The following is a 26,055-nucleotide window of genomic DNA, read 5'->3' on the forward strand; positions in this document are numbered from 1 at the left end:
ATGAATTCAGCGATTAACAATACCAATATCAGCAGGTTTTTTCTAAACCTGTTTTTTATTTTCTTTTTCTCAGCAACACTATTTGCGCAAACATCAAAAAGCACTTTACTTCAGGATAAAACTGCCGTTTCTGAAAATATTACTTACAAAAAAGATGGTGAAGGCAAGAATCTACAATTGGATATGTACAGACCGAAAAATTCAGCCAAGGAAAAATTGCCGGTTGTTATTTTTCTGCACGGCGGCGCATGGGCTCTGGGAGATAAAGTCATAGCTCCGGATAATTATATTGAACAAACGATTTTAAAGCTAACAGAGAAAAACTATGCAGTTTTAAGTGTCAATTACCGTTTGGTAAGTGATGAGGTTCACTTTCCCGGTCCAATTGAAGATTCTAAAGATGCAGTAAGATGGGTGAGAAAAAATGCAGATCAATACGGTTTTGATGCAGAAAACATTGGCTATTGGGGCGTTTCTGCGGGAGCTCATCTTTCGCTGCTTTCCGCTTATACTCCTGACAACGAATTTGTAGGAGATCAGGAACTTTCGAAATATTCAGGAAAAGTAAATTATGTAGTTGATAATTTCGGACCGACTGATATGAACCGCCTTCTTCACACCAGAGCTCCAAAACCTTTGTTATTTATCGTTGGTTTAATTTCAAAAAAAATCATCGATATAAGAACGAAAATCGCAAAAGGAATGACTGGATATGACGTTAATACTGAAAGAAAAAAAGTCATTGAAGCCTGCAAAACCATTTCACCACTTTACTACACGCAAAATACAGTTCCTACATTGATATTACACGGTAACAAAGATAAAATTGCCCCAATCAGACATTCAAAAAGGCTAAATAAGATGCTGGATAAAACTAAAACTAGGCACGAACTTATTATTGTTCACAAAGGAAATCATGGTTTTAAAGACACTGACAAAGCCTATCAGGACGAGCTTAATAATGCGATGGTTAATTTTATTGTGTCTCAAACCAAGTAGAATTTCAAATATAATTAAAATTACAAATAACGTCTTTTTTCTCAAAAAGAAGCAATAATTAAATACTTGTAAATCATTCATTTAAATTAAACAACATTAAACACAATATAGAAATTTGCTAAATTGATATACATATTCATTCATTTTATATTGAAAATAAGTACCTTGGCCAAATGCTTACATTATTAACAATAATTAAGCAAAAACCCTAATTATTTACTCATATAAAACCGAAATGACATGGAATTTCTAAATGGAATTAATGCACTGACCTTGGTGTTCACATCACTCCTCATCTTTGCAATTGCTTACCGTTTTTACGGAATTTATTTAGCGAACAAAGTTCTTCGTCTAAATGACAAAAACACAACCCCGGCAGTCGAATTTGCAGATGGAAAAGATTACGTCGCAACCAATAAAAACGTGCTCTTCGGGCATCACTTTGCAGCAATTGCCGCGGCAGGGCCATTAGTAGGACCTGTTTTGGCAGCGCAATTTGGTTATCTTCCAGGTGCCATCTGGATTTTGATCGGCTGTGTTTTGGGAGGCGGAGTTCATGATATGGTTGTACTTTTTGCATCGGTAAGACATAAAGGGCAAAGTTTGGCCACCATCGCATCCAAAGAAATTGGTAAAACTACCGGAACTGTCGCAGGTTTTGCGATTTTATTTATCTTAATTTTAACGTTGGCAGGATTGTCATTAGCCTGTATCAATGCGATGCACGAAGCTTCATGGTCATTATTTACCGTAGTCATCACTATGCCGATTGCAATTATCATGGGATTAATCATGCGTTACAGAAAAAACTCAGTGACTTTTGCAAGTATCTTGGGTGGAGTTCTGTTAATTGCAGGAATTATCGGAGGACATAGTTTGATGCAGAATGAAACGATGAATAATATGTTTACATGGGACATCACCACGATTTCGATAGCAATTCCATTATATGGATTTTTGGCTTCCGTACTTCCGGTTTGGCTGCTTTTGGTACCGAGAGATTACCTTTCCACTTATTTAAAAATCGGAACGATTATCATGTTGGCTATCGGTGTAATTGTGATTCATCCTACGATTCAAATGCCTGCTTTAACTGAATTTATTAATGGTGGCGGTCCTGTTATTGGTGGTCCTGTTTTACCATTTATCTTCATTGTCATTGCGTGTGGAGCGATTTCAGGATTTCATGCCGTAATCGCAACAGGTACAACTCCAAAAATGTTGAACAGAGAAAAAGAAATTCTTTTTGTAGGTTATGGAGCGATGCTTGTAGAAGGTTTCGTGGCATTAATGGCTCTAATTGCCGCCTGTACTTTGATGCCGGGAGATTATTTTGCGATTAACACCCCAAAAGATACTTATGATGCTTTTCTGGCAACACATCCGAACTTACATGGCGTTGACATCGATTATTTCTCAGAACGAATAGGGATTGATTTGCATGGAAGAACCGGAGGTGCCGTTTCTCTGGCTGTCGGGATGGCGCATATTTTCAATAAAATCCCATATATGGATCAGCTGATGGCGTATTGGTACAACTTTGCGATTATGTTTGAAGCGGTGTTTATTTTAACAGCCATTGATGCAGGAACTCGTGTCGGAAGATTCTTTCTACAGGAAATGTTGGGTTCTGTGATTCCTAAATTTAATGATAAAAACTGGACGCCTGGAATTATCATCAGCAGTTTGCTCTTTACATTTGCTTGGGGGTACCTGGTTTTCACCGGAAACGTAAGCAGTATCTGGCCACTCTTCGGAATCAGTAATCAGTTGCTCGCCGCTTGTGGATTAATTGTCTGTACAACAATGCTTATTCGTCTCAATCGAGGAAAATATGCGCTTTGCTCTGCAATTCCGGGAGTTTTTATGGCGATTATTACATTTTGGGCAGGCTACATTCAGGTGATGGATATTTACATTCCAAAACAGCAGTATTTATTGGCGACTTTAGCGGTTGTGGCAATGGTGTTGATGCTGATTGTTTTCGTTGGTGCTTTTAGAAAATGGTACCAGCTGCTTCAAGTTAAAACTTCACACACTGATTTCTATGGAGAGACAGTGAAGGAATTGGTAGAGAGATAATTATGTCTTAAAACAATAGAACCAAAAATTTAAAGGCGCAATGAGTATTGCGCCTTTATTATTTCAATATGATAAATAGTATTCTTAATTAATTCATTTGCTGTTCAAAGTATTGATTTAAATTTTAGTCAGCTTAGCATATTTCAAAATCAAGTTCTTCTCACCTTCGTGTAAGAAAACCACTTTTGCTTTGATATTCTGAGGATCGGTTCCATCCAGGAATTTCACTTCACCAATTCCGAAACGGTCATGTCTCACTTTGTCACCAACCTCAATATCCTGCGAAGAAGCACCGCTTGGATTAATGATTTTTGCTGTGGCTACAGGTTTTAGTTTTCTTGGTTCAGCAATAGGTTTATCATTTTCGCTTTTAGAGATGGTCTTCTTTTCTACTTTTTTAAAGCTTCTCATTTCTGAAGGATGTTCATCAAAAATATTGGACGTAATCCCTGCATTGTTTATAAATCTCTTTTCGATGGCCGGATTTAAAAACTCAATATATTCTTCATCCACTTCACTCAAAAATCTTGAAGGTTCGGCATCGGTAATTTTCCCCCATTGAAAACGAGAAACTGCATACGAGAAAAATGCCTGTTTTTCAGCTCTTGTCAACGCAACATAGAACAAACGTCTTTCTTCTTCTAAATCTTCGCGGGTTGCCGAACTCATGAAACTCGGAAATAGATTTTCTTCCAAACCTACCAAATGAACAACTGGAAATTCCAGACCTTTTGAAAGGTGAATGGTCATCAGAGAAACCATGTCTTCATTATCATCTTTCCTTTGAGTATCGGCAGAAAGTGCAATATTTTCAAGGAAATTCGGTAAACTCGGATCTCCATCCTCGATTTGCTGTTGTTCTTCGATAAAACCCTGCATCGAGTTCATTAATTCCTGCACGTTTTCTACACGGGAAATTCCTTCGGGAGTCTGATCGTCTTTTAAAAATTTAATCAAACCGCTTCGCTTTGCCACTTCCATTGCAACGCTGTATGCCGTCTCAGTTTTAAGCAAAACCTGAAATGCTTTGATCATGGACCAGAAATCACTCAGCTTTGTTAGAACTCCATTGTTGAATTTCAGCTGTGGCGCATATATTCCGAGATTGTCTAAAACTTTTGACACCGGAAGATTTTGCGAATCTGCAAAAACAATTAATTTATTCTGAGTCGTTTCACCAATTCCTCTTGTAGGATAATTGATGATTCTCATTAAGGCTTCAGAATCATTTTCGTTGACCAAAAGACGTAGATAACCGATCAAATCTTTTACCTCTTTCCTTTGGTAGAAAGACAAACCTCCATACACTTTATAGGGAATATTTTTTCTTCTTAAAGAGTCTTCAAAAGCTCTTGTCTGAGAGTTGGTACGGTATAAAATCGCAAAATCACTAAATTTTTTCTGTTCTCTGTTACTCAGTTCCCAAATATTTCCGGCTACGAAATTGGCCTCATCAGCATCGGAAAGCGAACGGTAAACCTTGATTTTTTCCCCCTCTTCATTTTCACTAAAAACATTTTTCTTAAACTGCTGCAAGTTTTTAGCAATCACTGCATTCGCCGCATTCACGATATTTTGTGTCGAACGATAATTCTGTTCCAAAGAAACCGTCACAGCATACGGATAGTCTTTTTTGAAATTTAAAATATTATAAATATTCGCACCACGGAAAGAGTAAATCGACTGTGCATCGTCTCCCACAACGCAGATATTTTCAAATTTTGAAGCTAAAGCTTTAACAATTAAATACTGCGAGTGGTTTGTATCTTGGTACTCATCCACCAAAATATATCTGAATCTGTCCTGATATTTTGCTAAAACTTCCGGAAATCTTGTTAAAAGCTCATTGGTTTTCAACAATAAATCATCAAAATCCATTGAACCGTTTTTATAACAAGCTTCTACATATTTCTCGTAAATCTTTCCAATAAATTTCATGTTGGCTTTTTCGTCAGCTTCCATTAATTCTGGATTGTTGTAATATGCTTTTACAGTAATCAGATTATTTTTATAATTCGAAATTCTTGACTGAACTTTTTTAGGTTTGTATAGATCGGCATCAATATTCATGTCTTTCAACACTTTTCTGATGACATTTAAAGCGTCTTGTTGATCGTAAATCGTAAAGTTCGAAGGATAACCCAAATAATGTGCTTCACTTCTCAGAATTCTTGCAAAAACCGAGTGAAAAGTTCCCATCCAAAGACTTCTTGCATTGCTTTGGCCAACCACTTTGGCGATACGTTCTTTCATTTCCTTTGCCGCTTTATTGGTAAATGTCAACGCCAGAATATTGAAGGGATCTACTCCATTGGTAATCAAATGGGCAATACGCATCGTAAGCACACGCGTTTTTCCGGAACCTGCTCCTGCAAGCACCATCAGAGGTCCTTGTAAAGTGGTAACGGCTTCATATTGTGATTCGTTGAGTCCTTTCAGATAATCCATACAGCAAAAAAAATTTGGGAACACAAAATTAGTGTATTAAAAGGAGAATACAAATTATGAATTTAAATGTTCAGAATTTGAATTTCAGTAAAATTTCTTTAAAAATTTAAATAAAAAAAATCAGCAAAATAAAATTCTGCTGATTGATTATCTATTTTAGCATTCAATTATTTAGCGTAAGTTTTCAGTCTGTCTACCATATCACCTAAATCAAAAGGCTTTGCGATAAAAGCATCTGCTCCCGCATCTAAAGCGGACTGCTCTAAACCACGGCTCGCTGACATAATAAGAACAGGAATGTCTTTTAAATTTTCATCTGCTTTTATTTCTTTGCAGATATCTCTCCCGTCTTCACCAGAAAGCCACATATCCATTAAAATCACATTGGGTTTAGAATCTGCATTCAATGTCTTCAGCATATCTGAGCCCTTATAAAATTTTTCAATCTCAAATCCTTCAAAATCAAGCATCATTTCTATTGAATCTACGATTGCAGGACTGTCATCTACCACTAAAACTTTTGTTGCGTTAGGCATTTTGTTGTACGTTTTTACTTTTGGGGATTTCGAAGCAAAAATCAGACCCTTTTCCTTCTGTTGATGCTAAGAAAATGCGACCACCAGACCTTTTAATAATCTCAGAAGAAATATAAAGTCCCAGCCCGAGTCCCGGAAAAGTATGCTCTTTTGAACCGCTCACTCTATAATATTGCTCAAAAACTTTCTTGTGTTTATCTGATGGAATACCAATACCGAAATCTTTCACACTGTAAATAACTTTATTATCTTTTAATTTTGTGGAAACGATTACCTGATCTGCATCAGGAGAATATTTTATAGCATTGCTGATCAGATTACTCATCACCTGAGAAATTCGGTGACGGTCTGCGTAGATATTTCCTATTTTAGAAGGATGTAGAATAATTTTGTGTCTTGAGGTCATTTGCTGCTCGGCAACAATTTCTTCAGTGAGCTGGTCAAAATCAAACTCAGATTCATTCAGCTGTATTTTACCGTTCTGTATTTTGGTGACATCAAGCAAATCGCTAATTAAAACAGTCAGTAAATCGATTTGACCATCCATTTTTCTGGCGACTTCAGCATTTTTCAAATCATCTTTTTTAACGAGATTTTTCTCAATAAACTGAGTGTAAATTTTCAAACTTGTTAAGGGAGTTTTCAGCTCGTGGCTGGCAATTCCAAGGAAATTATCTTTTTGGGTCTGCAGTTGTTTGAAATCATCGATATCGGTAAATGTACCGATCCATTGTTTGATATCACCATTTTCATCAAAAGCGGGAGCTGCTCTTCCTAAAAACCACCTATAAACTTCAGGGTTATCAGGATCTAAAAACTGATATTCCATTTCAAAAGAATTTCCGGTTTTCAAGCTTTCTTCCCAGACTACCTCTACCTGCTCATAAACCTCAGGCTTAATAATCCTTTTTACTCCCTCTGCAGGATCTTCATTTTTATCAAAACCTGTGTATCTGTACCAGTTTTCGTTCATGTAGGTCATTTTGCCGTCTTTATCACAAGTCCAGACAAATTGCGGCATCGAATCTGCTAAATCCCTGAATCGCTCTTCCCTTTTCTGAATTTCTTCACGTGCAATCACCAAATCTGTAACATCAACTGCCATATTGTGAATGGCGTACACTTCACCATTAGCATTTTTTAGTGGTTTGTAAGAAAAATTAAAATAATACGTCTGAAGTTTTCCATCTACAACTAAATCTACCCGATCTTCAGTTGCCGTGTAGGCAATTCCTGTTTTAAAAATATTTTTGAGAATACCAATAAAAGGCTGACCTTCCAGTTCAGGCAAGGCATCTTCCAACTTCATCCCAATCACAGAAGCGTCTTTTCCCCAGGTTTTCAGCATTAAATCATTCGCTAATTCTATGTATAATTCATCTGAACGATAAATTGCCGTGGAATAATCTGAATTTTTAATCAAATCTTCAAATCTGTACTCACTTTCTTTTAATTTTCTTTTCGAGATTACCTGATCAGTCACTTCTGTTGCGACAACACTTACTCCGATTACCTTTTTTTCGTCGTTGAAAACTGGAGAATAGATAAAATCAAAAAAATGCTCTTCCAAATTTCCGAATTTTTCTAAGAAAATAGGCAGCTTGTTTCCATTAAACACCTCTCCTTTTCTATATACATTATCAAAGATCTCTACAAAGCCCTGAGATTTAACTTCTGGCAAAGCATCAAACAACGGCATACCAATAACTGATGAATCTCGTCCCCACAATTCTAAAATCTGCGGATTGGCATTTTGTATAATCAAATCATCACCAACCAGCAAACACATTGCAACCGGAGCCTGGCTAAAGAGTGTAATCAATGATTCCGGTGAAACATTTTGTTCTAGAAAATTTTTCATGGAGGATAGCCTTAATAAGCTTCAAATTTAATTTTTATATGATGAAATTTATATGATTTCAGTCAAATCTATATTCTAACTTTTAAAACTACAAAATTTTATTAAAAATTTGTAACAATTCATGTATTTTTGGCACTCATTGACAAAACAATTTCTATTTATGAAAAAACGACTTCTTAGTGTTGCAGCTGCTGCTTTTTTTGGAGTAATGCTGAATGCACAACAAATCAAATTCGAAGAGTATGATTTACCAAACGGTATGCACGTAATCCTTCATCAAGATAATACGGCTCCCGTAGTTACTACAGCGGTAATGTATCACGTTGGTGGTAAAGACGAGATAAAAGGAAGAACAGGTTTTGCACACTTTTTTGAGCACCTTTTATTTGAAGGAACTCCAAACATCAAAAGAGGAGAATGGTTTAAAATCGTATCTTCAAACGGAGGACAAAACAATGCTAACACGAGCATGGACAGAACGTATTATTACGAAACTTTTCCTTCAAACAATGAACAATTGGGTCTTTGGATGGAAGCTGAAAGATTGCGTCATGCAGAAATTAACCAAATTGGTGTAGATACTCAGAGAGAGGTTGTAAAAGAAGAGAAAAGATTAAGAATGGATAATTCCCCTTATGGAAATCTTTTCAACACCATTCAGCAGAATCTTTTCACCAATCACCCGTACCACGGATCTGTAATTGGTTCTATTGAAGATTTGAACGGTGCAAAACTAGACGAGTTCAAGGCTTTCTATAAAAAATATTATGTTCCAAACAACGCTACCTTAGTCGTTGCCGGAGACATCAAGCCTGAACAGACTAAAAAATGGATTCTTGAATATTACGGAAGCATCCCTAAAGGAGAAGTAACCCCTAAAAACTTCCCTAAAGACGAGCCTATCACAAAGGAAAAAGAAGTTACTGCGACTGATGCAAACATTCAGCTTCCTGCGTATATTTTTGCTTACAGAACGCCAAGCAACAAAGAAAGAGATGCTTATGTTTTAGATATGCTTTCTTCTTATTTAAGTAATGGTAAATCTTCAGTTTTATACAAAAAATTGGTAGATCAGGATAAAAAAGCACTTCAGGTAGCGGCTTTCAACCAAGGTATGGAAGATTACAGTGTATTTGCATTTTTCGCAATCCCGATGGGAGCTACAACGAAGCAGGTTTTACAGAATGACATCGATGCTGAAATTAAAAAAGTACAGACTACTTTGATTTCTGACGAAGATTATCAAAAACTTCAAAACCAATATGAGAATCAGTTTGTGAATACCAATTCTAGTATTCAGGGGATTGCTTCTTCATTGGCGACAAGCCACGTTTTGATGGGAGATACCAATTTAATCAACAAAGAAATAGATATTTACAAATCTATTACGAAGCAAGATTTGCAAAATGCTGCTAAAAAGTATCTTAATTCTAACCAAAGAGTAATCATCAATTACGTACCTGAAAAAAAATAATCTCTTTTAGACCTTACGTTTTAAAAGAATGATTACAATTAAATTTTTACAAATGAAAAAGCAATTAACCTATATAGCAGTAGCATTTTTATTCACAGGAATGCTTTCTGCGCAAAAAATTGATCTTAATGCAATGCCAAAAGCAGGTCCTACACCTGCAATCAACATTGCTCAGCCAAAAACTTTCCAATTAAAGAACGGTTTAACAGTAATGGTAGTTGAAAACAACAAACTGCCAAGAGTAAACATGAGTCTTTCTATGGACAGACAACCTTACTTCGAAGGGAACATCGCAGGGGTAAGCGAAATCATGGCAAGCCAGCTTGATAATGGAACAACCACATTGAGCAAAGACGAATTTAACAAGAAAATAGATTACCTAGGAGCAAGCTTAAACTTCTCTTCTGCAGGAGCTTCTGCAAATTCTCTTTCAAAGTATTTCCCGCAGGTATTGACTTTGATGTCTGATGCCATCATTAATCCTAAATTCTCTGCAGACGAAATTGAAACTGCAAAACAAAGAACCATCGAAGGATTAAAATCTGAAGAGAAAAATGCTTCTTCTATTGCTTCAAGAGTTTCTAATGCATTGGCTTACGGAAAAAACACTTCCAGAGGTGAATTTGAGACAGAAGAATCTATCAAAAAAATCACATTGGCAGACGTACAAAACGTTTACAAAAAATACTACGCTCCAGACAATGCTTATTTGGTAATCGTAGGTGATGTGAAACTAGATCAGATCAAACCTTTGGTTGAAAAAGCATTCAATAACTGGAAAAAAGCAGATACTAAATTTGCAGCTCTTGAACCAGCTACGAATGTTGCTAAAACTGAAATCAACGTGGTAGACGTACCTTCTGCTGTGCAGTCTGTAGTTTCTGTAGGAAACCTTACTTCATTGAAGATGAGCGATCCTAATTACTTTCCTGCAACAATTGCCAACTACATCCTTGGTGGTGGTGGTGAAGCCAGACTTTTCATGAACCTTCGTGAGAAAAACGGTTTTACGTATGGTGCATACTCAAGCATGACGGCAAGCAAATATTCTCCTGATTTTTCAGCTGAAGCAAGCGTAAGAAATGAAGTTACAGATAAGGCCGTTAAAGAATTCATGAATGAACTCAATGGAATCTCTACGGTAAAACCTGAAGAATTGGCTAACGCTAAAGCTAAATTGAAAGGAAGTTTCATCATGGCTCTTGAGCAACCTGCAACAATCGCAAGATTTGCCGTAAACCAAAAGGTAAACAATCTTCCTGCAGATTTCTATACCAACTATCTGAAGTCAATCGATAAAGTAACTGCTGCTGATGTTTCAAATGCCGTAAAAGCGAATATTTTACCCAACCAAAGCAGAATTTTCATCGCTGGTAAAGCGTCTGATATTTCTGAAGGATTGGAGAAATTAGGATATCCTGTAAAATATTTTGATGCAAACGCTAACCCTGTTGCAAAACCAGTTGCTCAAAAAGTTGACGCCAACGTAACAGTAGCTTCTGTTGTAGACAAATACATCACTGCTATCGGTGGAAAAGCTAATCTTGCTAAAATCACTTCTTACACTACAAATGCTTCAATGTCGATGCAGGGTCAGAATATTGACTTTAAAATTGTAAAAGCACAAGGTGGTAAAGAATTAACGATGGTAACAGCTGGAGGAATGACAGTTCAAAAACAAGTTTTTGATGGTAAAACAGGTTATTCTGAACAGATGGGACAAAAAGTTGAAATGACCAAAGAGGAGATTGCTGATAACTTGAAAAACACTGAACTTTTCGAAGAATTAGGTTTTGCTAAATCTGCAGATTACAAATTGGCAGGAATTGAAAAAATAAACGGTGAGGATTCTTACGCAATCAAAACTGCTGACAAAGCATATTTTTACAGCGTAAAAACAGGTCTAAAAACCGGTGAAACTGAAACTGTAAAAGCTCAAGGCCAGGAAATGACAGTTCCAACAACATTTGGTGATTACAAAGAAGTATCTGGTGTGAAAATGCCTTATACAATTACTGCAAGCCAGATGGGAATGGAGATGGTTATGAAAGTAAAATCTTACGATATTAATCAGGCAAAAGACACTGATTTCAAATAAGATCATAGATATTATTAAAAAAGCGGTGACAATTGTTGCCGCTTTTTGTTTTTAGTGAAATCTTTATTTTGCGGTTCTGTAAAAAAACATTAAATTTGCCCATTCAAAAAGATATTAGAATTAATGGATACTATATTTACACTATTGATGGTTCTTATTATGATTGCCAGCATTTTATTGGTAATCGTTGTCATGGCTCAAAACCCTAAAGGGGGCGGTCTTTCAAGTACATTCGGAGGTGCATCTTCTGCACAGTTCGGAGTACAGAGAACTAACGACTTTATGGAAAAGTCAACTTGGACTTTAGGAGCGGTAATCATCGTTCTTATCTTAATCAGCGTTGTTGTTACAGGGAAACCTAAACAAACAGCTCCGGTTATACCTACAGCTCCTACTAAAACTGAAGTACCGGCTAATAAAACAACTCCAACTTCTAAAACTACAGCTCCGGTAAGTACTCCGGCAACTAAATAAGAAATTATTTTTAAGATAAAACAAAAGCAACTCAAATTGAGTTGCTTTTTTATTTGAGTTTAATGAGCTCTATTTTGTGTCTTAATTTTAATCCCGCTTTCAGAAATGAATATTGCAAAGGTTTGCTCTCTCTGTAATATTTATCAATAAATATCTGCATGGCGCCGTAAAATCTTTCGAGATAAGCCTCATCTTTTATTGTGCTTTCGCCTTTGTAATGAAGGATAGATGCTTTTCCGTAGTAATAGTTTTTAAATCCGTTCTTTAATAAAGTGTAGCACAAATCAATGTCTTCGCCATACATAAAATACTTTTCGTCCAAGCCTCCTACTCTTTCGTAAACTTCTTTTTTAGTTAAAAAAAATGCTCCGGTGATTACCTCTACTTCAGCAATTTCAAATTCATCTACATCATTTCGATAATAGGATTTTGAATTTTTCTTTTTAAAGCCGGTAAACAGTTTTTCAAAAGAATTGAACATATCTGGAACCGAACGTTTACTTTCCGGAAGAAAATTTCCGTTGGCATCGTGCATTCTCACTCCCAAACATCCGAAAGCAGTTTTAGAATCAGCAAAATTTAAAATTTCATTTAAATAAAAACCTTCTAGTTCGGTATCCGGATTTAAAATCAAAAGATATTCTCCTTCGGCAGTTTTGATTGCTTTATTATTCGCAATGGCAAAACCTTCATTCTTTTCTGAAGCAATAAATTTCACCTTTGGAAATTCAGGGATGAGGTCGCCCCAAGAACTATCGGTAGATTTGTTATCAATCACAATAACTTCATAATCGACGTCTTCCGCATATTTTTCAATAGAAAGGAGACAGTTTCTCAGAAGTTGAGTCACATTATAATTAACGATAATGATTGAAAGCTTTTTAGTCATTTTAATCCTTTTCGTTATATGGAAGTCGGTTAATGATTGATCGTCCCAAAGAAATTTCATCAGCATATTCCAATTCATCTCCTACGGAAATTCCTCTCGCAATACTTGAAAACTGAATGCCTGAGTTTTTGAATTTCTTATAAATATAGTAAGCCGTCGTATCACCTTCCATCGTAGCACTCAAAGCAAAAATAAATTCTTTAGCCTGACCTTGCTGCAATTTCTTTTCAATACTCGGAATATTCAACTGATGAGGCCCAACGCCTTCCATTGGAGAGATTTTTCCGCCAAGAATCAGGTATTTCCCTCTGTATTTTCCGGTATTTTCGATGGCAATAACGTCTCTTACATCTTCTACAATGCAAATCAGTTCATCACTGCGTTTTTCATTGCTGCAGATTTCGCAAATATCAAAATCTGAAAAGTTATGACATTCTTTACAGTATTTAATTTCATTCACCAAATTGATGATTGAAGTTCCTAAACTTGTCGCTCTGGAATTAGGTTGTTTAAGTAAATGAAGCGCAAGACGCAAGGCGGTTTTCTTCCCAATACCTGGAAGTCCGGAAATTTCCTCAACCGCTTTTGCCAATACTTTACTTGGATAATCCATAAGACAAAAATAAGAATTATAGTTGTAAAATTTGAATAGTAAACAGTCAATTAATATGATTTTTCATGAATTAAAATTCAATTTTTCATCCAAGTCATAATTGTCAACTAATCATTTAAAAATCTGAAAAAACCATTATCTTTGATCATCAAAATATTAAACAGAAAAATAAACTAAATGGTACTTAACAACCTTAACTATCCGCTGGATTTTAAATTTAAAATCACCACACTTGCCAGCGATTTCAACATCACAGATAAAAACGGAAGCTCTGTCGCTTACGTACGTCAAAAAATGTTTAAACTGAAAGAAGACGTGATCGTTTTCAATGACGAAAGCAAAACGAAAGAGCTTTTCAGAATTCAGGCGAATCAGTGGATTGATTTTAATGCATCTTATTCTATTAAAGATACCATCGGGAAAAACTTCGGCAGATTGGCCAGAAAAGGAATGCGTTCTATCTGGAAGTCTTCGTACAATGTTTTAGACGAAGCAGATCAACAAAAATTCACCATCACAGAAGATAACGCTTGGGTCAAATTTTTCGACGGAATGGTTGGCGAAATTCCTATCATCGGAATGTTTACCGGATATTTCCTAAATCCATCTTACACGGTAAAAGGCATGGACGGAAAAGAATATTTTAAGCTAAAAAAAATGCCTTCAATGTTCGGAAGAAGATTCCAGCTTGATAGAATGGTTGATATTGATGACGAAGACGAAAGTTTAGTGGTTTTATCTTTATTGATGATGGTACTTTTAGAAAGAGCAAGAGGATAATATTCATTTTGACAATTTGCTTTTGACGACTGGCTCATATTTTGAAGTCATGATTATTCAGAAATATTATAATAATTACCTTACCAGATGAAATATCTAATCATTTTCTTTTCAGCATTTTTATTAGTTGCCTGTAAAAAGGAAAAAGAAACCGTTTCAAATCCGACACCTAAAGACTCTTTGAACATTGTTCAAGACTCTGCGAAAACAGATGCTAAATCCGCCAATATTATGGTTGATGTTTTCCCTTTTCCTAAAGAAATCAAAGAATGCTCTTGTTATTTTGCGAGAAATAAAGCAGATTTTGAAAACGAAAAGTACATTTACGCTGACGATGCAGGAAAAACCGCTTACATGAAACTCGACGGAAAAAGAATCGCTATGAATTTGATTTCCTCAAGCGATATGGAAGCAGATGAAGAACTGACCAAAGAAATTGAAAATGAGAACTATAAAATCTCTGTGAAAGGTAAAAAGATAAAACACGAAGAGGTTTTACTGTTTGAAGGTACTTTAACCATCGAAAAACCTGACGGAAGCATTACAACAATGCCAATCTATGGCGAATGCGGATGCTAAAGCAATAAGCAATAAGCAATAAGCAATAAGCAATAAGCAATAAGCAATAAGCAATAAGCAAAAATACTGCTCCTGAATTTCGGGAGCATTTTTTATTTCATATGTATTTTTTATTTTTTTATTTGTCATATGCAATCGCCGAGTTTAGTTGGTATTTTCGTTTCTAACTCATAGCGATTTCGTAATTTTGATAAAAATAAATTTTATGGAACTATCAAACATAGAACCGCAGATTATCTGGAAGAATTTCTCCAAATTGAATGCAGTTCCGAGACCGTCAAAAAAAGAAGAAAAAGTAATTGCTTTCATCAAAGAATTTGGTGAAAATTTAGGTTTAGAAACCACGGTCGATGAAGTAGGAAACGTCATTATTAAAAAACCTGCTACTCCTGGAATGGAAAACCGTAAATCAATCGTGATGCAGTCGCATCTTGATATGGTTTGCCAGAAGAATAATGATGTAAATTTCGATTTTGAAACTCAGGGAATCCAAATGGAAGTTGACGGAGACTGGGTAAAAGCGAAAGGAACAACTTTAGGTGCTGATAATGGCTTGGGTGTAGCAACCATCATGTCGGTTCTTGAAAGTTCAGACATTCCGCATCCTGATTTGGAAGCGCTTTTCACCATCGATGAAGAAACGGGAATGACCGGAGCTTTAGGTTTAAAGCCGGGACAATTGACCGGACAAATTCTTTTAAATTTAGATACAGAAGAAGATGACGAAATCGACATCGGTTGTGCAGGTGGAATTGATGTTACAGTATGCCAAAACTATTCTACAGAAGCTTCTAACGGGCAAATCGTGAGAATCGAAGTGAAAGGTTTGCAGGGAGGACATTCAGGAATGGATATCCACAAAGGGTTCGGAAACGCCAATATTATTTTAGGCAGAATTCTTTACAAAGCTTTGGAAAATCAAAACGTTCAGTTGGTTTCTATCGACGGTGGAAGTTTGAGAAATGCTATCCCTAGAGAAGCTGTTGCTTTGATTTCTGTGAGAAATTCAGGAGAATTTATTGAGAATGTAACCGAAGGAATTAAAAAAGAAATTTTAGAAGAATTTGCTTCTATCGAAACCGGACTTCAAATCAATATTGAAAATTCTACAAGTTCTGACAAAGCTCTTTCTGAGGAAGATTCAAAGAAAATTATTTTGGTTTTAAAGTCGCTTCACAACGGCGTTTACAGAATGAGCCCGGACGTTCAGGATTTGGTAGAATCATCAAACAATGTGGCAAGAGTTGAATTGAAGGAAGGTGGTTTGAAAATCTTAAACCTTTCAAGATCATCAGTTGATTCATCAAAAGATTCTGTTGCTGAACAATTAAAATCAGTTTCAGAATTGGCAGGAATGAATGTAGAATTCAGTGGGTCTTATCCTGGCTGGAAACCAAAACCGGGTTCTGAAATCGTTCAGATGATGGAAAAAATATACACTGAAAAATTCGCAGAAAAACCTCACGTTGTCGCTTGTCACGCAGGTTTAGAATGCGGAATCATCGGTGCCAATTATCCTGAAATGGAAATGGTAAGTTACGGACCAACCATCAGAGGTGCACACTCACCTGATGAGAAAGCAAATATTTCTTCAACACAGAAATTCTGGAGCTTTACGAAAGATATTTTAGCGAATATTCCTTTGAAATAAAGATAATTTAATCAAATTGAAATATCCAAAGTCTTTTGATTTTGGATATTTTTTATTTAAACCACTAAGGCGATTTAAGAAGTTAAGATATATTAAGTTTGCTTCGATTTAAATTGAAAAAATTAAAAATCAAATGATTATTCTTAACTTCAATTTAAATTTTTTAAAATTTTATTAGCGAAAAAAATTATGAAAAGTATCACCGTATTCTGCGGATCGAGTTTCGGTTCGGATGAAAAATATAAAGAGCAGGCAACTTTGCTAGGACAGACTTTAGCAAAACAAAACATCCAACTTATTTATGGCGGTGCCAATGTGGGATTGATGGGTGCAGTTGCTGACGGAGTGTTACAGGAAGGCGGAAAAGTAATCGGCGTTCTTCCCCATTTTTTACAGTCAAAAGAAATTGCGCACACCCATCTTACCGAATTAATTTTGGTAGAAAGCATGCACGAAAGAAAAACCAAAATGAATGACCTTTGCGATGGCGTCATTGCACTTCCCGGCGGATTTGGAACTCTGGAAGAATTATTTGAAATGATTACTTGGGCACAGCTTGGACTTCACAAAAAACCAATTGCCATTTTGAATATTGATGGATTTTATGATGATTTAATCAAATTGGTTCAGACAATGGTTGATAAAGAATTTTTAAAACAGATCAATCAGGAAATGCTTTTGGTGAGCGACAGTATTGATGAACTTTTAGAAAAAATGAAAAATTATCAAGCCCCAACTGTTGGAAAATGGATTTCGAAGGAGGAAGTTTAGTACATTTGCTAATATCATTGTCACACACCAACAAGAAATATAACTATGAAAAACATTATTCTGTCGGCAAGTTTATTTGCAAGTCATTTGTTTTTGGCACAATATAATTATCCAAAAACTCCTGAAAATTCTGTTGTTGACGATTATTTCGGGACTAAAATCACAGATAATTATAGATGGCTGGAAGATATCAAAAATCCAGAGGTAGAAAAATGGTTCAAATCTCAATCAGATTTTAGCCATAGCGTGATTAATAAAATTCCGCATCGTGAAGATCTTTATAAACGCATGAAGGAGGTACAGGAAATGAATGGCGATTCTTTTGATGCGATATTAGAGAGGCAAAACACTTATTTTTATACCAAAACAAAAAAGGGTGAAAATCTCTCGAAACTCTATTCAAGAGATCTTTCTACAGGAAAAGAAACATTGATTTTTGATCCCGAAACTCTTGGTAAAAACACACAAATCACCAATTTCATAGTTGATTCTAAAGCTAAGAAAATTGCTTTTTTATTATCAAAATCAGGGGGTGAAATTTGTGATTTAAGAATTTTAGATCTCCCGACGAAAAAATTTCTGAATGATAAAATTGGTCCTATCTGGAGCGAATTTGCATTTGAATTTACACCAGATGACAAAGCTATCATTTATACCAAAATGAGCACGGCAGATCCGAACAGCAATATGCTTTTAAAAGATATGAAAGCAATGTTACATATTATTGGAACCGACACAAAAACGGATAAAATATTAGCATCAAGAGAAAATTATCCCGAATTGAATGCTTTAACGGAACAATTTACAAGCATTTCTTTTACTGATGATTATAAATATCTTGTTTTAAGATTAAGCTCTGTAAAATCAGAAAGCCCAATTTTCGTTGCACCTTATTCGGAGTTAAAAAATAAAAAAATCAAGTGGAAACAGATTGTAAAGCCTTCAGATGACATTACTGATGTATTTATTTCAGGTGACAAACTGTTTCTTCTTACTCATAAAGATGCTCCTAATTACAAAATTACTCTAACAAGCTTATCAAATCCTGATTTTAACAATGCAAAAGTAGTTGTTCCTGAGAGTAAAGATGGCGTAATTATCAGTATCCATAATTCTAAAAATTATCTTTATTATTCATTAGGAAACGGTATCATCAGAGATAAATATCAGGTAAGCATCAATACACTTACCGGAAAAAAAGTTGATTTCCCGACTGGAGTAAATAGTTCGTTATCACTTAACCAACGTGAAAATGATAACATTTTTTGTAATAACGTTAATTGGCTGACTCCATTAACGACCTATGAATACAATCCTGAAAAAGGAAATCCGGTAAAAAGTAAGTTTCTGAATTCTGAAACCAATTATCCTGATTATAATACATTGTATACTGTAAAAGAAGTTGAAATAAAAAGCCACGATGGCGTAATGGTTCCGCTTTCTATTATTTATCCTAAAAACATAAAAATGGATGGTAGTAATCCAGCTTATATAACAGGTTATGGTGGTTATGGATTTTCTTATGAACCCCGTTTTTCGACAAGACTTTCCGTTTTATTAGAACAAGGAGTTATTCTCGCCATTGCTCATGTAAGAGGTGGTGGCGAAAAGGGTGAAAAATGGCACGAATCAGGAATGAAAGCTACAAAACCCAATACCTGGAAAGACTTTATTGCTTGTTCGGAATATCTGGTTAATCAAAAATATACTTCTCCTTCAAAATTAATCGGAAATGGTGTAAGTGCAGGTGGAATTCTTATTGGAAGAGCAATTACTGAAAGGCCTGATCTTTTTGCGGTGGCAATTGCCGAAGTAGGTATGACAAATACATTACGATCTGAAACTACAGCAAACGGATCTAATCAAATTCCGGAAATTGGATCTATTAAAAATGAAGAAGACACAAAACATTTAATTGAAATGGACGCTCAAAGTAAGGTGAAAAAAGGTGGAAAATATCCTGCTGTAATTGTACGTGTTGGTATGAACGATTCCAGAATTGTTCCTTGGATGCCTGGTAAATTTGCAGGAATTTTACAAAACAATTCAACTTCAGGAAAGCCTACCTTACTGTATGCAAACTACGATAATGGGCATTTTACAAGTGATTTTGATGTTATTTTTAAAGAATATGCAGATATTTATTCATTTGCATTATGGCAAGTGGGACATCCGAATTTTCAACCTTCTAAAGATTAAAAAATTTGATATAAACAAAAACTCCTGAAGAAAATCTTCAGGAGTTTTTTATTTTAATTTAAGGATAAGGAGCAATCTGTACTTCAAGCCCCTCCATTTCCATCGCCATGTGCAGCTGGCAACCCAATCTGCTGTTGGGCTCTACATGGAATGCTTCGCCAAGCATGGCATCTTCTTCATCACCCATCGGCTCAAGTCCTGGATCCTTGATTACATACACCTGACATGAGGCACACATTGCCATTCCTCCGCAAACTCCGATGGTTCCTTCTTCTGCCAATTCGTAAGAACGGATGATCTCCATCAAATTCATCGACATATCAGTAGGAGCCACGATATCGTGGGTTAATCCTTCCCTGTCAGTGATTCTTATATTTATATCGTTCATTTTAATTAATGTTGTTGGTTGATGGTTAATAGTTGATGGTTTCCAGAAATGTGTAATTAGCAACCGAAACCTAAAAACCAAATTAATCTATTTTCTTAACAACCGCTTTCTCAGCTTCTTTACGGCTACCGTCGAAACCATCAACTCCACTTACCGTTGTATATTTCAAGACGAATTTTTTACCCGGATTTAATCTATTGTAAACACTCTGACACATTAAAGTTGCCTCGTGGAAACCACAAAGAATCAACTTCAATTTCCCGGGATACGTGTTGATATCACCGATTGCGTAGATTCCTTCAATATTGGTTTGGTAATCTAAAGCATTGTTCACAACGATTGCATTTTTTTCGATATTCAAACCCCATTGAGCAATTTCTCCCAACTTTGGAGTCAGCCCGAATAACGGAATGAAATAATCTGTTTCAATATCTACCGGTTCTTCTCCGTCTCTTACAACAGTGATCGCTTCTATTTTCCCGTCACCTTTGATGGCCGTAACTTCTGCTGGAGTAATTAATTTAATTTTACCCTGATTCTTTAAGTCCTGAACTTTTTCTACAGAATCTAAAGCTCCACGGAATTCGTTTCTTCTGTGAATCAACGTTACTTCACTTGCTACATTGGATAAGAAAACGCTCCAGTCTAAGGCAGAATCTCCACCTCCTGCGATCACTACTTTTTTATTTCTGAAATGTTCAGGTTCTTTTACGAAATATTCCAGACCTTTTTCTTCGTAGTCAGCCACATTATCCATCGTTGGTTTTCTTGGTTCGAAAGTTCCTAAACCTCCAGCAATTGCGATAGCTTTACATCTGTGAACAGTTCCTTTATTGGTTACTACTTCAAACCATTCATCGTCTACTTTAGTATAAGAAATTGCTGTTTCACCCAAAGTGAATCCCGGCTGAAACTGTTTGATCTGCTCCATTAAATTATCTACTAACTCCCCTGCATTTACAGACGGATAACCAGGAATATCAAAAATCGGTTTCTTAGGATACAACTCTGCCAATTGACCTCCAGGCTGAGGAAGTGCATCGATGATGTGGCATTTCATTTTAAGCAAACCTGCTTCAAATACAGCAAAAAGTCCGGTTGGTCCAGCTCCGATAATTAATATATCTGTAGTAATCATAATATGATGATAATTTAATTGTATGTAACTGCAAATTTACTAATTTTAATGCGAAGCATATTTAATCGAACTTAAATAAAAAACTGAGATTTATCAAATCTCGTACTTAAGAAAACTGCAATTTATTTGGCAGTGTTTTTGTAAAATTTATAACATGAAGAATTTTTTTAATATTATAGCAATATTTGCTTTCTTTTTCAGCTATTCTCAAATCACTAATATTGCGAATGGCGAATCGATTACATTGCGAATTCATTATGGATTTTTAAATGCCGGAAGTGCTAATTTATCTGCACGCACCACCAATTTCCAGGGAGCACAACATCTTTATGTGAGAGGAACAGGACAAACCACAGGTGCTGTAAAAGCTTTCTTTAAAGTGGAAGACGTGTATGAGAGCTACATCAACATGGCAACAGAACTGCCTACTTACTATGTAAGAAATGTGAAGGAAGGAAGTTACTCGCAGCATTTGCAAACGGTTTTTAATCATGATAATCAAACGTTGCTCTTAACAGATAAGAAAAATCCTGCTAATGGAGTGAAAACCATAAAATCTGTGAAAGGCGTGCAAGATATGCTTTCATGTTTTTATTTTTTGAGAAGTAAAACCCCTGCAGAACTCAAAACCGGAACTATTTTTAATATGAATGTTTGGATTGATGACGAGATGTTTCCTTTTCAGCTAAAGGTTGTAGGAACAGAAAATTTAAAGACAAAATTCGGAACAATAAATGCACTGAAAATTATTCCGTCTGTAAAAAGCGGAAGAGTTTTTAAAGAAAAAGAAGGCGTGACGATGTGGGTTTCTAATGATAACAATCACATTCCTTTACTCTTGAAAGCGGAATTGGCTGTGGGATCATTAAAAGCCAGTATTGATGATTATAAAAATGTAAAATATCCTCTGAAGTTTTCTAAATAATCTGAAATCATATCAAAAAAAAGTAAGCCAAAGCAAAAAATATCGCTTTGGCTTTTTCCTGTATCGGTAACAAGCTTTGCAGTTTGTAATTATACTAAGGATTCATCATTCGTGTTTTAGAAACTTTTTCTCAATTTGTGTTTTAGTTTTTTTTTAGTATCTCATACAGAGCCTTTCGACTCTGCATGGCGATACTTTATTTTTTCATCATTAGTGTTACTTGATATAAAAAATCATCATTTGCGGCTTCTAAGCCATCATGAATTTGTGTTTCATTTTTTAGTATCTCATACAGAGCCTTTCGGCTCTGCATTTTGATACTTTTTTTTCATCACTTGTGTTTCATTCTGAAGTTTGAAATCATCATTTGTGTTTTTTGAACCAAACCTCACATTATTTTTCGGATATGATTATATAATCGATTATCTTGATACAAAAATACCAACATATTGAAATACAATTAGCATAAATAGCTTAGATATACATCGATAAGTCTGTAGATATTTATCTACAAAAAACAGAATCGTTGATGATTCTGTTGATAATTTATCGTAAAAATGAGTGGCAAGTAGTAAGTGAAATTTTAAAATTATCAATTATTTTTGATCAATTCAATAAGCTCAACAATATTTTCAATTTCCAGCTTTTCAAAAATTCTCTTTTTGATGGTGCTGATGGTATTTTGTTTTACATCTAATTTATTAGCAATTTCAAGATTACCAAAACCTTCGGCGTACAATTCTGCAATCTGAAATTCTCTTTCCGTTAAGCGTGACAATGGGTTTGCTCCTTTTGGATTGCGCAAAGAATTCAACAATAAACTTTGCGTTAGCGGAGAAATATATTCCCCGTACTGCAGCATTTTTCGCAACGCATTTTCTATCTCATCCTCTTCACTCATTTTGCTAAGAAACCCGTTAGCACCAGCGTTGATGTATTTTAATGATTGCATATTTTCGTCAATTCCCGTAAAAACCAGAATTTTAATTTTTGGTCTTATCTTTTTGATCTCCGGTAAAATCGTAAGGCTGTTTCCATCAGGAAAATGAGCATCGATGATTGCAATATCAATTTCATTAGTTTTCACCGATTCCAAAGCCTGCTGAAGATTAGATGCCTGAAAAATCTTACTGTCTGGAGAAATATCTTCTATCACAAACAAAAGCCCCTGCCTAATCAGGCTATGATCGTCTGCAAGTAAAAAAGTGATTGGCTTTTGATCTGACAAACTCATTGATTCAGTTTTAAATTAATAACAAAAGAAACCGTCGTTCCTTCATTCTGCTCGCTGGTTACAGAAATATTCCCACCATACAATTCTACAATTTCCTTACACAAACTCAGTCCCAAACCAGCTCCGAGATTTTCTACCTCATTAGACAATACACCTTGATAATAAGGTTCAAATATTTTTTCCAAATCAGATTTTGAAATTCCTGCACCAGTGTCACTTATTTTAGTGGTTAAAGTCACGGTATTTTCATCTGTTTTTTCTGCGGAAGTATCAACACTGATTTGCCCGTTCTCTGTAAACTTATTGGCATTCCCCAGAATATTCATAAAAACCTGATTGATTTTAGTATTATCAGAAAAAACGACAATATTCGGATCAATATTTTCCAGAACAATAAACTTGTTGTTTCTGGTTTCTATGTAAGGATCAATCGAAGTTAAGATCGATGTAATTTCATTTTTAAGATTAAAAACTACAGGAATCAGTTTATTTTCAACGTGTTGATTTTTGGTATACTCCAAAATTTGATTGGCCTGCATCAGTAAAGTGTTATTGGTAAAGCTTATTGACTTTAAATATTCTTTAATGCTTTCGTCAGTTGTCTTTTTATTGATTCTGTTGATGAAAATTCCAATAATTTTCAAAGGAGATCTCAATTCATGACTGAGCATTCCTAAAATTCTGTTTTTAAAATTCAGGTTTTCACTGATTTGTTTATTGGCAGCATTCAATTTTCTTTCATATATAAAAGCAATTCTTGTAAAATACATGATTAAAATGGAGACGATGAACATCAAAACCATTAATCCCAATACCAGATATCTTCTGATTTTGCTGCTCTCAGAATTTTGGTCGGCATATTCTTTTTCTAAGTCTGCTTTAGAATCTTTCACAGCAAACTCATAAATACTCATCAACTGATTGCTGTAAATCAAAAGATTACTAAATGTTGTATAAAATTTACCGCTGCTATCGTTATTTTTGGTTACGTTAAGCTGTATTTTTTGAATTTCCTTTGAATAATGATTGTTAATAGAATTTACAATACTATCCACTTCTCCTTTAATCGTGGGAACATCCAATGGCTTACCACTTTTCACGGTAACTACCACACTGTCTTTACGCACATTTTCTTTTCCGGATATTGCATCGCCTAAACGACCAAACAAACCTTTTTTCTTTAAAGTATCAGAAAATGTTTTAGTCTGAACCTCAAACTTGTCAAAATCATAATTTAGATTATACTTCGTAGCTTTTGGTAAGTCATCACGTACTCTGAAATTTGATTTGGCAGAAAACTGATAGGTAGAATCTACCAATAGTTTCAAGTCTTTTGTTTCTCCGGTATCTCTCTTATGTGAAGCTAAAATCTTTTTAAGTCTCGGATTTTGATATTTAAAATGATTGATACTGTCTAAATTTTTGGTAAGCTTGTTGACAGAGCTGAAGTAAGATTCCAAAAACTGCTTATCCTCACTCATCACATATTTCTGGAAAAAATCCTGAGCATTGATCAGTTCTTTTCTAGAATCATCGGTAAGATTCTCAAGCTGGTGAACTTCTTTGATTTGTTTCTCAATGAAAGTCAAATTTTTATTATTAACAAACTCGTTATAAAAAAATCCAGCTATGATACACTGTATTAGCAAAATGCAAAAAATAAGAGAATATTGCACAACTTTTCTCAATCTGAAACTCATTGATTTTCTAATCATTCTTGTGTGTAATTATCGTATAAATTTAATAAAAAATCCTGTAAAAACTTAATTTACAGGATTTGAATTTATTTTAATTATAAATTGATTATAATGACTTAAATTGTTCTAGTGTTCTAATGTCGTTTTCGAAGAACATCCTGATGTCGCTCATTTGGTAAAGAAGCATTGTAATTCTTTCAATACCCATTCCGAAAGCATAACCGGAATATTTTTCAGAATCGATATTTACGTTTTTCAAAACTGCAGGATCTACCATTCCGCAGCCCATAATTTCCAGCCAACCCGTTCCTTTTGTGATTCTGTAATCTGTTTCAGAGTTTAATCCCCAATACACATCAATCTCTGCACTAGGCTCTGTAAAAGGAAAATATGAAGGTCTCATTCTGATTTTTGACTTTCCGAAAAGCTCTGTTGTAAAAAACTGAATAGTCTGCTTCAAATCTGCAAAACTCACTTTCTCATCAATATATAAACCTTCAATCTGATGGAAAATACAGTGCGAACGTGAAGAAACTGCTTCATTTCTAAACACTCTTCCCGGAGACAAAATTCTGATCGGCGGCTGATTTTCTTCCATGTAACGAATCTGAACCGATGATGTATGTGTTCTCAACAAAATATCAGGATTCTGCTCGATGAAAAAAGTATCCTGCATATCTCTCGCCGGGTGATATTCTGGTAAGTTTAATGCCGTGAAGTTGTGCCAATCGTCTTCAATTTCAGGTCCGTCTGCTACAGCAAAACCGATCGATTTAAAAATATCGATAATTCTGTTCTTCACGATATTAATCGGATGTCTTGAACCCAATTCTAAAGGAAAAGCGGGTCTTGTAAGGTCTTCTTTTTCAAGAATTATAGAAGACTCAGAAGATGCTTTAAAATCTTCCAACTTGGCAGCCACAGCTTGCTTCAAAGAATTGATTTTTTGTCCAAAATCTTTTTTCTGGTCATTCGGAACGGTCTTTAATGATTCATAAAAATCATTTAAAACTCCTTTTTTACCATTATACTTGATTCTGAAGTTCTCAATCTCATCTTTGGATGTTGCGCTGAAGCCGTTTACTTCGATTAGTAATTCTTCTATCTTTTCTGTCATTGTTTTAACCCTTTCAAAAATGTATCTGCAAAAATAAGGTTTTCCAATTAAAAAAGTTTTGAATTTATCATAAAAAAACTGTCTTTTTACAGAGACAGTTTA

At 35.2% G+C, this 26,055-nt stretch carries 21 protein-coding genes; 11 read left to right on the forward strand and 10 right to left on the reverse strand.

The features are described from left to right. Both MQX03_RS14665 and MQX03_RS14670 read left to right on the forward strand, forming a co-directional pair. Positions 1-999 (forward strand): alpha/beta hydrolase, encoded by a 999-nt coding sequence (locus MQX03_RS14665; RefSeq protein WP_242803951.1) that lies wholly within the window; start codon positions 1-3, stop codon positions 997-999. Positions 1,000-1,239: 240 nt separating this feature from the next. After that, entirely contained in the window at positions 1,240-3,081 is a 1,842-nt protein-coding gene (locus tag MQX03_RS14670; RefSeq protein ID WP_242803952.1) for a carbon starvation CstA family protein, read from the forward strand. 117 nt (positions 3,082-3,198) lie between these two features. Here MQX03_RS14670 and MQX03_RS14675 read toward each other — a convergent pair whose 3' ends face one another. From MQX03_RS14675 to MQX03_RS14685, 3 genes are all read right to left on the reverse strand, one after another. Beyond that, positions 3,199-5,529, reverse strand: a complete 2,331-nt coding sequence (locus MQX03_RS14675) for an ATP-dependent helicase (protein ID WP_242803953.1) — start codon at positions 5,527-5,529, stop codon at positions 3,199-3,201. Positions 5,530-5,696: 167 nt separating this feature from the next. Continuing rightward, positions 5,697-6,065, reverse strand: a complete 369-nt coding sequence (locus tag MQX03_RS14680) for a response regulator transcription factor (RefSeq protein WP_229983845.1) — start codon at positions 6,063-6,065, stop codon at positions 5,697-5,699. After that, complete coding sequence (locus MQX03_RS14685) at positions 6,058-7,926, reverse strand: PAS domain-containing protein (protein ID WP_242803954.1); 1,869 nt, start codon at positions 7,924-7,926, stop codon at positions 6,058-6,060. The genes MQX03_RS14680 and MQX03_RS14685 overlap by 8 nt, the downstream gene beginning before the upstream one ends. A 160-nt stretch (positions 7,927-8,086) precedes the next feature. Here MQX03_RS14685 and MQX03_RS14690 point away from each other — a divergent pair, with 160 nt between their 5' ends. The 3 genes from MQX03_RS14690 to secG all read left to right on the forward strand — a co-directional run bounded on the left by MQX03_RS14690 (position 8,087) and on the right by secG (position 11,972). Next, the gene (locus MQX03_RS14690) at positions 8,087-9,400 is read left to right on the forward strand and encodes a M16 family metallopeptidase (RefSeq protein ID WP_129536259.1); all 1,314 of its coding nucleotides are present in this window, start codon (positions 8,087-8,089) and stop codon (positions 9,398-9,400) included. A gap of 52 nt (positions 9,401-9,452) precedes the next feature. Then, complete coding sequence (locus tag MQX03_RS14695; protein WP_242803955.1) at positions 9,453-11,498, forward strand: M16 family metallopeptidase; 2,046 nt, start codon at positions 9,453-9,455, stop codon at positions 11,496-11,498. 123 nt (positions 11,499-11,621) lie between these two features. Further along, on the forward strand, positions 11,622-11,972 hold the full coding sequence (gene secG, locus MQX03_RS14700; RefSeq protein ID WP_242803956.1) for a preprotein translocase subunit SecG: 351 nt from the start codon (positions 11,622-11,624) through the stop codon (positions 11,970-11,972). A 49-nt stretch (positions 11,973-12,021) separates the two neighbouring features. Here the strand turns inward: secG and MQX03_RS14705 are convergent, their stop codons facing one another. Then, a complete protein-coding gene (locus MQX03_RS14705) occupies positions 12,022-12,861 on the reverse strand; it encodes a glycosyltransferase family 2 protein (protein ID WP_242803957.1) in 840 nt (279 codons plus the stop codon). 1 nt (position 12,862) lies between these two features. Continuing rightward, the gene (gene recR / locus MQX03_RS14710; protein WP_129536255.1) at positions 12,863-13,474 is read right to left on the reverse strand and encodes a recombination mediator RecR; all 612 of its coding nucleotides are present in this window, start codon (positions 13,472-13,474) and stop codon (positions 12,863-12,865) included. A 177-nt stretch (positions 13,475-13,651) separates the two neighbouring features. Between recR and MQX03_RS14715 the strand changes: the two genes are divergently transcribed. The 5 genes from MQX03_RS14715 (at position 13,652) to MQX03_RS14735 (ending at position 19,454) form a co-directional block, all read left to right on the forward strand. Beyond that, on the forward strand, positions 13,652-14,254 hold the full coding sequence (locus tag MQX03_RS14715; protein WP_242803958.1) for an LURP-one-related/scramblase family protein: 603 nt from the start codon (positions 13,652-13,654) through the stop codon (positions 14,252-14,254). An 87-nt stretch (positions 14,255-14,341) separates the two neighbouring features. After that, the gene (locus MQX03_RS14720) at positions 14,342-14,833 is read left to right on the forward strand and encodes a hypothetical protein (protein ID WP_242803959.1); all 492 of its coding nucleotides are present in this window, start codon (positions 14,342-14,344) and stop codon (positions 14,831-14,833) included. 205 nt (positions 14,834-15,038) lie between these two features. Next, positions 15,039-16,484: an aminoacyl-histidine dipeptidase gene (locus tag MQX03_RS14725; RefSeq protein ID WP_242803960.1), complete on the forward strand. Its 1,446-nt coding sequence runs from the start codon at positions 15,039-15,041 to the stop codon at positions 16,482-16,484. 189 nt (positions 16,485-16,673) lie between these two features. Next, entirely contained in the window at positions 16,674-17,255 is a 582-nt protein-coding gene (locus MQX03_RS14730; protein WP_242803961.1) for an LOG family protein, read from the forward strand. Between the two features lie 45 nt (positions 17,256-17,300). After that, positions 17,301-19,454, forward strand: coding sequence for a prolyl oligopeptidase family serine peptidase (locus tag MQX03_RS14735; RefSeq protein WP_242803962.1), 2,154 nt, complete (start codon positions 17,301-17,303; stop codon positions 19,452-19,454). A gap of 58 nt (positions 19,455-19,512) precedes the next feature. Here MQX03_RS14735 and MQX03_RS14740 read toward each other — a convergent pair whose 3' ends face one another. Then, the gene (locus tag MQX03_RS14740) at positions 19,513-19,842 is read right to left on the reverse strand and encodes a 2Fe-2S iron-sulfur cluster-binding family protein (protein WP_129536250.1); all 330 of its coding nucleotides are present in this window, start codon (positions 19,840-19,842) and stop codon (positions 19,513-19,515) included. An 82-nt stretch (positions 19,843-19,924) separates the two neighbouring features. Then, positions 19,925-20,980 (reverse strand): NAD(P)/FAD-dependent oxidoreductase, encoded by a 1,056-nt coding sequence (locus tag MQX03_RS14745; RefSeq protein ID WP_242803963.1) that lies wholly within the window; start codon positions 20,978-20,980, stop codon positions 19,925-19,927. A gap of 154 nt (positions 20,981-21,134) precedes the next feature. Here MQX03_RS14745 and MQX03_RS14750 point away from each other — a divergent pair, with 154 nt between their 5' ends. Further along, complete coding sequence (locus MQX03_RS14750) at positions 21,135-21,905, forward strand: DUF3108 domain-containing protein (protein ID WP_242803964.1); 771 nt, start codon at positions 21,135-21,137, stop codon at positions 21,903-21,905. Positions 21,906-22,497: 592 nt separating this feature from the next. On the opposite strand, the gene MQX03_RS14755 is transcribed toward MQX03_RS14750, so the two are convergent. From MQX03_RS14755 to pheS, 3 genes are all read right to left on the reverse strand, one after another. Continuing rightward, entirely contained in the window at positions 22,498-23,139 is a 642-nt protein-coding gene (locus MQX03_RS14755; protein WP_242803965.1) for a response regulator, read from the reverse strand. Next, a complete protein-coding gene (locus MQX03_RS14760) occupies positions 23,136-24,728 on the reverse strand; it encodes a sensor histidine kinase (protein WP_242803970.1) in 1,593 nt (530 codons plus the stop codon). Before MQX03_RS14760 ends, MQX03_RS14755 begins: the two co-directional genes overlap by 4 nt. A gap of 214 nt (positions 24,729-24,942) precedes the next feature. Further along, a complete protein-coding gene (gene pheS / locus MQX03_RS14765) occupies positions 24,943-25,953 on the reverse strand; it encodes a phenylalanine--tRNA ligase subunit alpha (RefSeq protein ID WP_242803971.1) in 1,011 nt (336 codons plus the stop codon). Positions 25,954-26,055: the final 102 nt, after the last annotated feature.

This window comes from Chryseobacterium aahli (assembly GCF_022699665.1).
GTDB lineage: Bacteria > Bacteroidota > Bacteroidia > Flavobacteriales > Weeksellaceae > Chryseobacterium > Chryseobacterium aahli.

Bases quoted from the DNA above. Each gene is read 5' to 3' on its own strand.
- MQX03_RS14665 (WP_242803951.1), top strand. From the start codon at position 1: ATGAATTCAGCGATTAACAATACCAATATCAGCAGGTTTTTTCTAAAC.
- MQX03_RS14670 (WP_242803952.1), top strand. From the start codon at position 1,240: ATGGAATTTCTAAATGGAATTAATGCACTGACCTTGGTGTTCACATCA.
- MQX03_RS14675 (WP_242803953.1), bottom strand. From the start codon at position 5,529: ATGGATTATCTGAAAGGACTCAACGAATCACAATATGAAGCCGTTACC.
- MQX03_RS14680 (WP_229983845.1), bottom strand. From the start codon at position 6,065: ATGCCTAACGCAACAAAAGTTTTAGTGGTAGATGACAGTCCTGCAATC.
- MQX03_RS14685 (WP_242803954.1), bottom strand. From the start codon at position 7,926: ATGAAAAATTTTCTAGAACAAAATGTTTCACCGGAATCATTGATTACA.
- MQX03_RS14690 (WP_129536259.1), top strand. From the start codon at position 8,087: ATGAAAAAACGACTTCTTAGTGTTGCAGCTGCTGCTTTTTTTGGAGTA.
- MQX03_RS14695 (WP_242803955.1), top strand. From the start codon at position 9,453: ATGAAAAAGCAATTAACCTATATAGCAGTAGCATTTTTATTCACAGGA.
- secG (WP_242803956.1), top strand. From the start codon at position 11,622: ATGGATACTATATTTACACTATTGATGGTTCTTATTATGATTGCCAGC.
- MQX03_RS14705 (WP_242803957.1), bottom strand. From the start codon at position 12,861: ATGACTAAAAAGCTTTCAATCATTATCGTTAATTATAATGTGACTCAA.
- recR (WP_129536255.1), bottom strand. From the start codon at position 13,474: ATGGATTATCCAAGTAAAGTATTGGCAAAAGCGGTTGAGGAAATTTCC.
- MQX03_RS14715 (WP_242803958.1), top strand. From the start codon at position 13,652: ATGGTACTTAACAACCTTAACTATCCGCTGGATTTTAAATTTAAAATC.
- MQX03_RS14720 (WP_242803959.1), top strand. From the start codon at position 14,342: ATGAAATATCTAATCATTTTCTTTTCAGCATTTTTATTAGTTGCCTGT.
- MQX03_RS14725 (WP_242803960.1), top strand. From the start codon at position 15,039: ATGGAACTATCAAACATAGAACCGCAGATTATCTGGAAGAATTTCTCC.
- MQX03_RS14730 (WP_242803961.1), top strand. From the start codon at position 16,674: ATGAAAAGTATCACCGTATTCTGCGGATCGAGTTTCGGTTCGGATGAA.
- MQX03_RS14735 (WP_242803962.1), top strand. From the start codon at position 17,301: ATGAAAAACATTATTCTGTCGGCAAGTTTATTTGCAAGTCATTTGTTT.
- MQX03_RS14740 (WP_129536250.1), bottom strand. From the start codon at position 19,842: ATGAACGATATAAATATAAGAATCACTGACAGGGAAGGATTAACCCAC.
- MQX03_RS14745 (WP_242803963.1), bottom strand. From the start codon at position 20,980: ATGATTACTACAGATATATTAATTATCGGAGCTGGACCAACCGGACTT.
- MQX03_RS14750 (WP_242803964.1), top strand. From the start codon at position 21,135: ATGAAGAATTTTTTTAATATTATAGCAATATTTGCTTTCTTTTTCAGC.
- MQX03_RS14755 (WP_242803965.1), bottom strand. From the start codon at position 23,139: ATGAGTTTGTCAGATCAAAAGCCAATCACTTTTTTACTTGCAGACGAT.
- pheS (WP_242803971.1), bottom strand. From the start codon at position 25,953: ATGACAGAAAAGATAGAAGAATTACTAATCGAAGTAAACGGCTTCAGC.